The sequence below is a fragment of the Candidatus Omnitrophota bacterium genome (assembly GCA_023227985.1).
Lineage (GTDB): Bacteria > Omnitrophota > Gorgyraeia > Gygaellales > Profunditerraquicolaceae > JALOCB01.
Genome location: JALOCB010000036.1, coordinates 1 through 12,468, shown reverse-complemented (window position 1 = coordinate 12,468; position 12,468 = coordinate 1). Strand labels below are relative to the sequence as shown.

The window sequence follows — 12,468 nt, the reverse complement described above, 5'->3', positions numbered from 1 at the left end:
GCGTCGATCTCATCGATGAATATGATAGCGCCTTTGCCGGAGGTTTGGGCGGCCCTGCGGCCCTGTTCGAATAAGTCGCGAACCCTGCTTGCGCCGACGCCGACGAACATTTCCACAAAGTCAGAACCGGACAGGCTGAAGAACGGTACTCCTGCCTCGCCGGCTACCGCTTTGGCGATAAGGGTTTTTCCGCACCCCGGAGGCCCGACCAGGAGGACGCCTTTGGGTATTTTTCCCCCTAATTTCTGGAAACGTTTTGGGTCGCTCAGGAAATCGATCACCTCATTCAGCTCCTCTTTGGCTTCTTCCACTCCGGCGACGTCATTAAAGGTGACTTTCTCATCTTCTTTTCCGGAATGCACCTTAGCCTTGATCTTGCCGAAAGTCATAACCCGGTTGCCGATCTGTTCCCCCCGGGATGCCATCATCCACCAGAAAAAAATTATTAATCCTACCGGTAAAAGTTGCAGCAAAAAAGGCAGGAAAGATCCGGGTTGCTGGACGTCGAAGTTCTTCACGTTCTGGCGCAAAAGATTGAGCAGTTCCGGGTCGTTTTCAGGTATATTTACAGTGAATTTCGTATTATCGGCGAGCTCGCCGGTCAATTTCAGTTTTGTTTCTTCTTTAACCGCGGATTTTATATTTTCCGGCGAATCTTTCAGTATGGCGTAAAACTCGCTGTACGAGAGGTTTTTAGGCGTGCCGGTGTTGTTCGCGAACGATAGAATCAGGATCGCGTAGATGACGGCTATCGTCGTCAGCCATCCCCAGGGGAATTTCTTGAGTGCCTTGTTTTTTTTAAGATTCGGTCTGCTGATCTTATTCATTTTTTCTCCTAAAGCTGAAAATTCATTATATATGTAAATGCCTTTGAAATCAAGGTTTTATTACCGGGATTTACACGGTTATTCTGCGGTTTACCGGCGGTAAAAAACGAGGATATTTTTTCTCTTTTGCGCGGAAAAGCCCCCGGGCAGGTCGACAATTGAGTTCGCGGGCCGGTTTGCGATGAGGTCTTCCAACTCTTGAATATGCTTGAATGTGAGCGTGCGCGTGTCCCCTTTTAATCGTTGAAAGGCCAGGCGCAAGGACATCCGCCGCATAGACGGGTGCATAAGCTGCAGTTTATCCAGCTTTAATTTACCGCCCTGTGAATGAAGTTTTTTTTGCGCGCAGCGGCAGAGGATGTCGTAATCCTGTCCGACGCTTTCCGCGGTATTGCTCAGGAGGGTTTTTATATTGGGATTATAGGCGCGTTCCAATAACGGCAATAATTTATTGCGGATATTGTTCCGGAAATATATATCCTGGGCGTTGGTTCTGTCGATGCGCGGCTTTATGCCTTTGCGTTTCAGGAAATTTTCTATATCCCGCCTTCGTGTTTCGATGAGCGGACGGATCAACAAAAACCCGTTAATTTCGCGCTTGGGCAGCATCCCGGACAGCCCGGACAATCCGCTTCCTCTTAAAAGGCGCATAAGCACGGTTTCCGCCTGGTCGTCGAGGTTATGGCCTAGGGCGATCTTGTTGCATTTATTTTTCTTCGCGGCGCGGAAAAATAATTCCAGCCGGGCGTGCCGGGCAGCCTCTTCCGTGGAACGGTTTTTGGAAAGTTTTTTGACGTTTATAGACGCCGAGGTCGCGGGTATGCCCAGTTTCCGGCATATCGTTTCCACAAATACCCTGTCGGCCGCGGAATCTTTGCGCAGCATATGGTCCAGGTGCGCTACGCGCAGTTTAAAGCCTAATTCTTTGCGCAGGGCATTAAGCGCATAAAGCAGTGTAAGCGAGTCCGGTCCGCCTGATACCCCGGCGAGTATATTGTCTCCGGGCCTGATCAAATCGTACTTTCGGATCGTTTTTTTTACAGTGTCTGTGAACATAATGTCTTCCTCCGGCATTACTTGTTAAAAAACTCTTTTATTATCGAATCGGCAATGCTCCGGGCTAAAAGCCGGTTGCCTTTCTCAGTGCAATGCCCGAAGTCACCGCCGAACATATCTTTAAAATACTCGGAGTAACGCTCTTTCTTTATCGCATCGCGGAATAATTTATCATTATCTACAAAAATGACGTGTTTGTCCAATTCGTTTTCGAATATTTTTTTTAGCGGCGCGATGCTGCGCATAGGGTATTGCACGCAGACCAGTTTTATCTTTTTTCGATCCAGGATCTTTTTGAGCTGGAGATAATTGGCCGTTGTGGCGGGATTGACGTATTCCTCCCGGTTCCATGCCAGTTTTTCGCTATAGGTCCGGGAGATGTCCGATTCATCGAGTTCTTGATATCTTGTCGCCAACCCTCCTACCGCAAAATCGTTTAGGGGGTTGATCTCAAGGGCTTTCTCAAAGGCTTTTTGGGAAGCGTCGTATTTTTGCAGTATGTTATACAGCCAGCCTAACCCGGCGTACGCGGAATCGTTATCAGGGGCCAGCCGGAGCATTTCTTTAGATATCTGCTCTAATTCTACGAATCTTCTTTTTTCCAGGTAAAACCGATCGAATAATTTGTATGCGGTAGTATTCCTCGGGTTGATCTCGATTATTTTCCGGAACGCCGTTTCTACTTCGGAAAATCTCCCGACAGCCCCGTAGATCGAACCCAACCCTTCATAAGCGAACTCGTTCTTCGGGTTAAGTTCGATCGCTTTAAGAAAGGCCTGCTCTGATTCCGGGAAATTGCTTTGATCCCGGAGTATCCAGCCCAGTCCTTCATAAGCTGAATCGTTTTGCGGATCAAGCGCGATTGCGTTTTTGAGGGCTTGTTTAGCTTCGTTGATCTCGCCGATGTCTTTGTAGAATTCGAGTGTTTTATATATGGATTTATTCTTAGGATTAAAGGCGATGAAGCTCCTGAATGAATTTTTCGCCGCTTCGTAATTCCCTTGTTCCCGGTAAAGCTGGATCAATTCCGTATGCGCGGAAGAATCTCCGGGGTTGAGGTCGATGGCTTTTTTGAAAGCTTTCTCCGAACCGGCGAAATCCCCCTGGTCGCGGTAGATCCAGCCTAACCCATCATACGCGTCATTGTTTCCCGGGGCAAGCGTTATGATCATTTTGAACGCCTGTTCCGCTTCATTAAATCGGCGTTGAGACCCGTAAAGCCACCCTAATCCTTCATATGCGGAACAATTCCCCGGGATGACTGCCAGGGCCTTTTTGAATGAATTCTCCAGTTCGGCAAGTTTTTTGGGATCCCGGTATATCACTCCCGATAATTCGCGCGCTAAACTGCCGGTGGGATCGAGCTTTATATTTATGCCGTGAGCCTTTTTAAATTCGTGAAACCGCGTTTTTTCGGCGACAGCGTTTTTCTTACTTACGATGACCTTTTTGCCCGAGGCGGGATCGTAGATATCCTTGCGGTTTATTCTTTTTAAAATGTGCGCGTAAAGGATCCTCGCGAACCTGTATGCCCGGAACCAGCGGAACAACAGGGTGTTTGCCTCCGGGATATCCCGGTAATACAGCGTTACCTTATCGTTGGTTCCCATCATTGTTACCACCATGTCCGGATTGTACTTATCCAGGTTGGCGTTTATTTCGGATAATATTATCCCTGTAGTGGAGCAGGTTAATCCCTTATCTATCACGCTGAATTTAATGCCGATATCGCGCGCGTTCAGTATCTCTTCAAGGTGCCGGGGATATTGATTCTGCGTTGTGGATTCCCCCAGGCACATAATGCGCAATTTTCCTGTTTGTCTTATCGCGCGCAAATTGCGGTATTCCTGGAATGCGCCGAGCAAAAATCCGCCTGCGCGCAGGCCGATCTCTAATATTGCCAGGGTCAAAAAAAAGGCGAGTACGATGAGGCTTATCTTCTTCAGGTAAAGTCGGGTTTTGCGCATATTTCGTCCGGTCGCGGTTATTTCTCGAAAACATTCTTTAATATGGCATTGGCGATATTTTCGGCTAAAAGCCGGTTGCCTTTCTCGGTGCAATGCCCGAAGTCGCCGCCGAACATATCGGTGAAATAAGCGTCGTATCCGTCAGTTCTTACAGCGTCTTTGAATATTTTTTCATTGTCCACGAAAATAATATCCCCTTCCGGTTCGTCTTTTAGCAGCTTTTTCAGCACTGTTATGCTGCGCATCGGATATTGCGCGCAAACCAGCCGGATCTTTCTTGTATCCAGGATCTCCTTGAGTTTATGATAGTTTCTGGCGGTAACGGAATTATAAAATTCCCTGCGCAGCGTATTAGCCTGCGCAGAATAATTCTCAGCCAGCTCGGTTTCGCCGGTCTCAAGGTATTTTACCGCCAGGCCTCCTAAAGCGAGATCATTGCGGGGATTATGCGCGATAGCTTTTTTGAGGATTTCCTCGGCTTTTGCCGATTTGTTTTGCTCGCGGTAAGTCCAGTATAATTCCATGTATGCCGGATCGTTGTCCGGGTCAAGTTCGATTGCTTTTCTGTAAGCGTCTTCTGATTTGTTGAATTTTCTTTCTTTTTCGTAAACGTAACCTAATCCTGCGTACGCACGATTATTCCGCGGGTTAAGCTCCAGGCATTTACTGTATGCTTCTTCCGATTCGGCGAATTCCCCAAGATAAGAGAAGAACAATCCTGCGTTTAAATAATCGTGCTCGACTTTAGGCGTGAGTTCCGTGACTTTCTTGAGGATCTGAAGGCGTTCTTCAAATCTTTTCTGGTGGCGGTAAAGCCATTCCAATCCGGCATATGCTTCATACTTATTTGGGTTGATCTGAGCCGCTTCCTTATATATCTCTTCTGATTTTACGAATTTGCCATGGTCGCGGTAGACTCTTCCTAATTGCACATACGTCATATAATTGCCGGGTTCAATTTTTAATGCTTTAATTAAAGCGTTTTCCGCCTCGTTGAATTTTCCCGCGTCCCAGTATAGTATGGCCAATTTTGAGTATGCATAGGCGTCGCGTGGGTTGATCTCGATGATCTTTTCCCATATCTTCTCCAATTCCGCCACTCTTTTGAGGTCTTTATATCTTAAGCCGTAGCCTCTGTTGGTGATTTTTGTCAAATCGGAGAATTCAGCGAGTTTTTTATATTCTTTCTCTAATTGGGTCATCTTGATTTTAGAGATATCCGGGTATTTTTCTTGAGCCGCGGTGTTTTTATGCGCGCTTGGCCGGTAAATATCGCGTTTGTTGAGTTTATTGCTGATATCCATATAAATGATCCTGGCAAATCTGTACAGCCGGCAGTTTTTAAATAATCCCGTATTTGCTTCAGGGATATCCAGATAATAAAGCGTTCTGTAATCGTTACAGCCCATCATGGTAACCACAACGTCCGGTTTGTATTTATCGAGCGTATCTTGCAAATGTAATAGTAATGTGGTGGTGGTGGCTCCGGATTGCCCGCAATCTACAACGCTTGTTTTTACCCCGGGGTTGTTTTTGTTCAGGATCTTCTCTAAATAACGGGGATATTGGTTTTGAGTGGTGGATTCTCCCAGGCAGATGACCCGGAAATTGCCCCGTTGTTTTATTGCCTGGCGATTGCGGTATTCCTGCAAATTCACAATGGCAAATCCGATCATGCGCAACATGAGTTCGAGGGCCGCCAGGGTTAAAATCAGCGTTAAAATAACCAGCGTGACCTTTTTTGCCGGAGGGGAATTCCAAAATGGTTTTTTGCGGGAAGCATTCTTCATATAATTACGCCATTATAACATTTTCACTGTGAATGGTAAACAAAAACCCTCTGTGGCGTTTATTTCCATAGAGGGTTTTTTAAGTTTCAAAGAGTCGCGTAAGCACTCTCTGTAAGTATTTAAGTGGCGGAGAGTCGCGTAAGCACTCTCTGTAAGTATTTAAGTGGCGGAGAGTCGCGTAAGCACTCTCTGTAAGTATTTAAGTGGCGGAGAGTGGATTTAAACCACCGACCAAGCGGGTATGAGCCGCGTGCTCTATCAGGCTGAGCTACTCCGCCATTTTAATCAAAAAGTGTATTTTGTGAAGTTCTATCCTATCATAAAGTCTGAAAAAATCAAGTATTTCAGTTTTAAACAGGATTAGAACGCCTTGTTAATCGTTTTTGGGAGCGATTTTTCCCTTATCTTTCATCATTTCCATCATTTCCGGCGGGTATGCGGAATTGTCCATCATCATGCCGGGGCGTCCCATTCCCATCATCGGTTGGGGCATATTCCCGGGTGATATCGGGCAGATGGATTTTTTGCATATGGCCGGGCGGAAGATCTCCGCAACGCATATCAATGCCGCCAGCCATAATAAGATAACTGCGGCGATCCCCAGGTTTCTTAGTTTTTTCAAGGTAACTTTTTGCAGGATTACCATGACGAAGAAGCTCATAGCCACCAGTACGGCGACAAGAATAACAAAAAATACCGGCCCCGCGTTGTATGTGGACATAATATCCCTCCTTTTTAATGATTCCGTTATGTTATGCTGTTATTATACCGCGTTCTTGTAAATTATTAAATATCTTTTTGCGGGGTTGGGTTTTAATAACCGCTTATGTTATACTTTAATCGAGAGGACGAGGTGATAAAATGAAGCGTATATTTGGGATCGCGGCGGCCGTTATCTCTTTTTTTATTTTGCCTATGCCGGCTTTCGGCCAGTTGAATGCCGATCTGTATAATCCGCTAAAACCGGCGCTATCTTCTTCGCCTCAGGCGGAAATGACCTCCGCAAAGCTTTTGTTCGCGCAGCCGGTTTCCTGCGATTATTCCGGAAAAACGGAAGTCGTTTACACCAATTGGTTCGATGCGCTGGTAACGGTTAGCCGCCCCGATGAGAATGAGGACCGCAGGAAGATTCGCAACGATTGGAAAGAGTTTTTCGGCGTCGATGTTTTCTTGCCATATTACAAAGCCCAAGAAGTCGAGGAGTTCATACAGGAAAAAGTCTCCGTGAAGCTCTTCAATGTCAAAGGCCGGCCGGAATACGACCGCCAGACCCACCAGGTTAAATATATATTCAAGAGGAAATTCTGAAAAAAGTTTTGAGCGGTCAGAAAAAAACGGATATGCGGCGGGCGAACAGGATAAATCCGACGGCTATGGCGTTAAATGAGGCTATTAGCACTACGGCCGCGGAGATGTCTTTTACCAGTTTTATCAATGTGTGGTATCGTTGCTTGGAAACATCCAGCATTGTTTCTATCGCCGTATTGAACATCTCGGCCATAAATACCAGGGTAATGGTTATGCATAATGCGGCCAGTTCAATACCTTTGAGGCGGAAATAAATGCCTGCCAGCAGCGCGGTTATCCCGCAAAGGAAGATTATGCGCATGTTGCGGTGGTAAAGGAAAAGATATCCCAGCCCTTTTATCGCGATGCGCAGGCTTTCCTGGAACCCGTGGAATTTGAATATTCGCCGGAATACTTTCATTTATCAGCGGAAAATAAAGTAAAGCGCTGTGATTATGGCTATTGCCGAAATGATATAAAAGTCCCCGAAGTAGAAAAAATCGAAGACCCTGTCTTGAACGGAGAATTTGTGTTGCGCTCGCTGCTGCCCGCGGAATTTTTTGCGGAATTCCTCCACCTGGTTTTTTTTAAAACGCAGGTATACCCCGCCGATATTATATGCCGGTATGGCCCCGCTTTCAGTCAGGTCAAGTATTTCTTTTTCATTCAACCCGAGGAGTATCGAAACATCGCGCACCGTTAACAGCTTTTCTTCCGCCATAGTTATTTACCGATCTTTCCCGCAGCGACCCAGGCGTCTACCGCTTTGCGTTCGAATTCCCAACCGTTGTTTTGCTTGATCGCCGGTATTTTTCCCGAATTGGCCCATTCCTGTATTGAGTTTATATCGACTTCCAGGTATCGGGCCAGCTCGTCCGCATTGAGGAATTCGCCGAGCATAAAGCATTTCCCGTCGAATATCCCCCCGTCGGCTATGCTTAAACGGGACGGCGATATCTCGCCTTCAACCACGGCGGTTGGCAGAAGTATCAGGCTTTCTTTTGCGACGATCTTCCCTTTTATCCGGCCGGCCACGACGATGGTGTCCCCGGTTATATCCGCGGACACTACGGCGTTGGCGCCTATCGTGAGATTGCCGCGGGTCTGCAGCGTCCCTTCAAATTTTCCGTTGATGCGCAGGTTTACGGGATCCTTGAAATTCAATGTGCCCTGCATTGCGGCGTCGACATCCAGGACCTTCTCTTCCAGCTTTTTTTTGAACGCCATTATCCCTCACCTCCTTGTTTTTTTGCGCGATCTTTGCCCAACGTCTCGACCTCTATACGCCCCATGAATAAAAGTATGATCAGGGCCAGCGCTGTGGTGAACAAAGAAGCCGTATAAAAGCCGCACCCTATGGCCAGGCCGATGCCGGATACCACCCATAGGCTCGCCGCGGTGGTTAATCCTTTTATCCCGTTGGGTTCGCGGATTATCGCGCCCGCACCCAGAAAACCGACCCCGGTGATCACCCCGGCGGCTATCCTGCTGGGGTCAAGCCCGGCCACACCTTTATATATATCAAAAACATACATTGATGTCAACATTATAAGACAGGAACCCAGAGATACCAGGATGTGGGTGCGCAATCCCGCTGCCCTGCGGTGTAATTGGCGCTCCAGGCCGATAAGCCCGCCTATGACCACGGAAAGAAAAAGACGTATAATAACCTCTTTATCGCCCAGCATTCATCCCCCTTTTTTTGAAAAGCCAATACCCCAGGCCAGCGACCATCGCAGCGTTATCCATGCAGAAGCGCATTTCGGGAAAAATGACCTTGATCTTATTCCGGCTGCAGGTATCCGCCATTTTTTCCCTGAGCCGGTTGTTAGCAGCTACCCCTCCTCCGACTACCAGGGTAGCGCATTTTTTAATCCGGCAGGCATTCACGGATTTATCAACCAGCGCGTTAAGCGTTGTTTCCTGGAAAGAGGCGCAGATATCCGCGATCACTTTTTTGTTCCCTGCGGTCTTGTGTTTTTGCGTATAATACAGGACCGCGGTTTTTATCCCGCTGAAGCTGAAATCCAGGTGGTCGGCGGAATTTGCGCAGTTGAACCTGATCGAACGGTGGCTTGCTTTTTTCGCGGTTTGTTCGATGACCGGGCCTCCGGGATAACCCAACCCCAATATTCTGGCTACTTTATCAAAAGCCTCTCCGCAGGCATCGTCCCGGGTCGAGCCTAAAAGGTTTATCCGGTCAAAATCCAGGATGTAATATAGGCTGGTATGTCCTCCGGATACGATCAATGCCACAAAAGGGAACCGGATAACCGGCCCCTTATTCAGATATCCGGCGAATATATGGCTGTAAAGATGGTTTATGCCTAATAACGGGATATCGCGGCTGGCAGCTAAAGCCTTGGCGAATGATATCCCTACCAGCAGCGAACCCAGCAGCCCGGGTTCATCGGTAACGCTGATCAGGTCTATTTTATTCAATCCTACGCCTGCGTCTTTCAAGGCGTTGTCGGTCACCTCGGCGATCGTTTCCAACTGCCGGCGAAAGGCTATCTCGGGAATGATCCCGCCGTATTTTTTATGAAAGTTCAACGATGAACTGACGACGTTTGAACGGACATCCCTGCCGTTGCGGACAACGCTGGCAGCGGTTTCATCGCAGGAGGTTTCTATGCCCAGGACGTTCATCGCGCCAGCTCCGAAACAAACACGAATTTATATCCCTGTCTGGCGTATTCCGGCATCATCTCGTTTAACACCTCCAGGGTATGCTTGCGGTCGTGTCCTATGCCGATAGCCTGGCCTTTTAGCCTGGCTTTCTTCATCAACAGGCTTAATTGTTGTTTGATGTAAAGCGGGTCGGCGATGTTATCCAGAAAAATATCCCTGCGGGCGAATTTTATGTCCATCTTTCCCGCTAAAAAAGCGGCGACGGATTTTCCGGTAACAAAACTGTCGAGAAAAAAAAGACGGCGTTTTTTTAGCTCGGAGAATAGTACCCCCATGGTTTTGGCGTCCTCGGTCGCGCGCGATCCCATATGGTTGGATATGCCTTTTAAATGCGGGATGCTGTCCAGCCCTTCCGTGACTATCCGGCGTATTTTTTTCGGGGACATTGCGGTGAACACGGTGTTCTTCTCCAGATTGGCTCTTTCGTGCGGCTCCATCGGCAAATGCAGTATGAGTTCGAATCCCCGGTTTTCCAATTCCTGCGCGACAGCCTTGGAATAGGCTATGGAAGGCAGTATGGCGAAAGTTACGGGGTATTTGATCCGATTGATAAGCTGAAGGTTGTTCTGGTTGTACCCCAGATCGTCTATCACTATGGCGACCCTTGCGGTAACCGCGGGTTTTTTTTCTTTTGGCGGCGTCGGGGTTTTGGGCCGGCGCAGGTACATTGATGCCAGCGATAAGGTTAAAAGGCAGACCATCCCGGCTAAAAGCCAGATGCTGAATCTATATATTTTTTTCTGTTCCGATGTCATTTGGTTTTTATCTTTTGTTCGGCTTTGATTATTTTGATCGCCTTGATCACATCGACCGCGCGGATAAGCTGGCTGTCGGATTTATAATCGGGCAGGACTTTTTCCGCAGGCGCCTGTTCTTTTTTCTCTATCTCATCGAATATATCCTGAGCCTTTGTTTCCGTAATAGGCTTATCGTCGGCAGCCTCGACTAATTTACCGTCGGTAACAGTGATATCCGGCATTACGCCTTTGCCGTGGATGACTTTGCTGGACGGGGTGAAGTATTTGCTTGTGGTCAAACGCAAGGCGGAACCGTCGGCTAAGGGTATGATCGTCTGCACTGATCCTTTGCCGAAAGATTTCGTACCCATGATTATCGCCCGTTTATAGTCTTGCAGGGCGGCGGCGACTATCTCGCTGCCGGATGCCGACCCTTCGTTTATCAAGACTACCAGCGGCATATCCCAGACCGGCCGGTTGTATCGGGAGAAAAATTCCATGTTCTGGCTGGCTATGCGGCCTTTGGTGGAAAGCACCAGGTTGCCTTTAGGGATGAACTTTTCGGTAACCTCTACCGCCGTTTCCAGAAGCCCCCCGGGGTTATTGCGCAGGTCCAGGATAAGGGCGTTCATCCCGTCTTTCTTCAATTTTTCCAGGGTTTTATCCATATCTTCCGAGGTGTTCTCCCGGAATTCGATCAAACGGATATATCCTATGCCGTCTTCCAGTATCCGCGCCGATTTGATATCCTGGATCTTGATGATGTCGCGCACGATCTTGAAATCCAGGAGTTTCTTTTCGGATTCGCGCAGTACAGCGATATTCACGGGCTCTCCGGCTTTGCCTCGGAGTTTTTTGACGGCGTCGGTCAGGGTCATATCCCGGGTCAGTTCGGTATTGATCTTGACGATGCGGTCGTTGGCTTTTATCCCGGCTTTCCACGCCGGGGTGTCTTCGATCGGGGTGACCTCGGTCAGCATGCTGTCTTTTATGGTTATTTCTATCCCCAGTCCTCCGAATTTTCCTTCGGTATCCACCTTGAGTTCGTTATATGTGTCCGGATCCATGAACTGGCTGTGCGGGTCGAGCGAAGAAAGCATGCCTTTTAGCGCGCCGTAGATCAGATCCTGGGATTTAATCTCGTCCACGTAATCGCTCTGGATTATGGAAAGGGTGTCCGATAAAAGCTCCACCTGCCGGAAGAGCTCGGCGTTCTTTTTCTTTTCCAGGACCGCCCCGGATATGGCGAATTTCGTGAATGAAAAGATAACGGCCGCGAAGACCGCTAAGATTACAAGCTTATTGCGCATCGGATAACCTCCGTTTTAAAATATCCTGGACGATCTTGGGATTGGCCTTGCCTTTGGTTTTTTTCATTACCTGGCCGACCAGGAACATTATGGTATTAGCTTTTCCGGATTTAACGTCGGATATGACCTTGGGGTTCTCACGTATCACCGTGTCTATTTCTTTTTCCAGGCTGGATTCATCCGAGATCTGGGCAAGATTTTTCTCCTGAATGACCGCCATCGGCGGTTTGCCGGTTTTGGCCATTTCATCCAGGACAATCTTTGCCGAGAGGTTGGATATTACCTGTTTATTTTCGGTCAGATCGATAAGGTCCAGAAAATCTTTAGGGGATATTTTGACTTCATGCACCGCGATCTTCATGGTGCTTGCCGTTGATAACAGCGGCCCGATCAGCCAATTAGCCACGGGTTTGCGGTTCTTGCCCGGCCAGCTTTTAAGCCGGATCTCCGCGTAATCGGCGGTTTGTTTGTCCGCGACCAGTATCCTGGCGTCGTATTCCGAAAGCCCGTATTCGTTCATGAAACGGACGGTTTTTTCCTTGGGCAGTTCGGGAAGGGTTTTCTTTATCTCCTCGATCTTCTCTTTGCTGATTATAAAAGGCGGCAGGTCCGGTTCGGGAAAATAACGGTAATCCTTGGCTTCTTCCTTGGAGCGCATGGAGACCGTCCGACCGGCTTTTTCATCCCAAAGCCGGGTTTCCTGGTTTATTTTTTCTCCTGCGTTAAGGGTCTCAATATGCCGCTCTATCTCGTAGGCTAATGCTTCGCGTACGGACTTGAAGGAATTCAGGTTCTTTATTTCG

At 48.0% G+C, this 12,468-nt stretch carries 13 protein-coding genes, 1 tRNA gene and 1 pseudogene; 1 reads left to right on the top strand and 14 read right to left on the bottom strand.

From position 1 onward, the window contains the following. The 6 genes and pseudogenes from M0R35_06780 to M0R35_06755 form a co-directional block, all read right to left on the bottom strand. Positions 1-389: pseudogene (locus M0R35_06780) on the bottom strand (AAA family ATPase). A gap of 528 nt (positions 390-917) precedes the next feature. Next, positions 918-1,883 carry a tRNA lysidine(34) synthetase TilS gene (tilS, locus tag M0R35_06775; GenBank protein MCK9595362.1) on the bottom strand — a complete coding sequence of 322 codons (966 nt, stop codon included), beginning with the start codon at positions 1,881-1,883 and terminating at the stop codon, positions 918-920. A gap of 17 nt (positions 1,884-1,900) precedes the next feature. Continuing rightward, entirely contained in the window at positions 1,901-3,850 is a 1,950-nt protein-coding gene (locus M0R35_06770; protein ID MCK9595361.1) for a tetratricopeptide repeat protein, read from the bottom strand. A 17-nt stretch (positions 3,851-3,867) separates the two neighbouring features. Next, on the bottom strand, positions 3,868-5,640 hold the full coding sequence (locus M0R35_06765) for a tetratricopeptide repeat protein (protein ID MCK9595360.1): 1,773 nt from the start codon (positions 5,638-5,640) through the stop codon (positions 3,868-3,870). A 204-nt stretch (positions 5,641-5,844) separates the two neighbouring features. Continuing rightward, positions 5,845-5,918, bottom strand: a tRNA-Met gene (locus tag M0R35_06760). A gap of 95 nt (positions 5,919-6,013) precedes the next feature. Beyond that, positions 6,014-6,361, bottom strand: coding sequence for a hypothetical protein (locus tag M0R35_06755; GenBank protein ID MCK9595359.1), 348 nt, complete (start codon positions 6,359-6,361; stop codon positions 6,014-6,016). Positions 6,362-6,501: 140 nt separating this feature from the next. Between M0R35_06755 and M0R35_06750 the strand changes: the two genes are divergently transcribed. Continuing rightward, on the top strand, positions 6,502-6,948 hold the full coding sequence (locus M0R35_06750; protein MCK9595358.1) for a hypothetical protein: 447 nt from the start codon (positions 6,502-6,504) through the stop codon (positions 6,946-6,948). A gap of 16 nt (positions 6,949-6,964) precedes the next feature. Here M0R35_06750 and M0R35_06745 read toward each other — a convergent pair whose 3' ends face one another. The 8 genes from M0R35_06745 to M0R35_06710 all read right to left on the bottom strand — a co-directional run. Then, a complete protein-coding gene (locus M0R35_06745; GenBank protein ID MCK9595357.1) occupies positions 6,965-7,348 on the bottom strand; it encodes a diacylglycerol kinase family protein in 384 nt (127 codons plus the stop codon). A 3-nt stretch (positions 7,349-7,351) separates the two neighbouring features. Continuing rightward, positions 7,352-7,648 (bottom strand): helix-turn-helix domain-containing protein, encoded by a 297-nt coding sequence (locus M0R35_06740; GenBank protein MCK9595356.1) that lies wholly within the window; start codon positions 7,646-7,648, stop codon positions 7,352-7,354. Between the two features lie 2 nt (positions 7,649-7,650). Next, positions 7,651-8,154, bottom strand: coding sequence for a polymer-forming cytoskeletal protein (locus M0R35_06735; GenBank protein MCK9595355.1), 504 nt, complete (start codon positions 8,152-8,154; stop codon positions 7,651-7,653). Next, positions 8,154-8,615, bottom strand: coding sequence for an MgtC/SapB family protein (locus M0R35_06730; protein ID MCK9595354.1), 462 nt, complete (start codon positions 8,613-8,615; stop codon positions 8,154-8,156). The genes M0R35_06735 and M0R35_06730 overlap by 1 nt, the downstream gene beginning before the upstream one ends. Beyond that, positions 8,602-9,576, bottom strand: a complete 975-nt coding sequence (gene tsaD, locus M0R35_06725; protein ID MCK9595353.1) for a tRNA (adenosine(37)-N6)-threonylcarbamoyltransferase complex transferase subunit TsaD — start codon at positions 9,574-9,576, stop codon at positions 8,602-8,604. The genes M0R35_06730 and tsaD overlap by 14 nt, the downstream gene beginning before the upstream one ends. Then, entirely contained in the window at positions 9,573-10,373 is an 801-nt protein-coding gene (locus M0R35_06720; protein MCK9595352.1) for a divergent polysaccharide deacetylase family protein, read from the bottom strand. Before M0R35_06720 ends, tsaD begins: the two co-directional genes overlap by 4 nt. After that, entirely contained in the window at positions 10,370-11,665 is a 1,296-nt protein-coding gene (locus M0R35_06715) for a S41 family peptidase (GenBank protein MCK9595351.1), read from the bottom strand. The genes M0R35_06720 and M0R35_06715 overlap by 4 nt, the downstream gene beginning before the upstream one ends. Further along, positions 11,655-12,468, bottom strand: an 814-nt coding sequence (locus M0R35_06710) for an Asp-tRNA(Asn)/Glu-tRNA(Gln) amidotransferase GatCAB subunit B (protein MCK9595350.1), incomplete at its 5' end; no start/stop codon positions are given. The genes M0R35_06710 and M0R35_06715, both read right to left, overlap by 11 nt.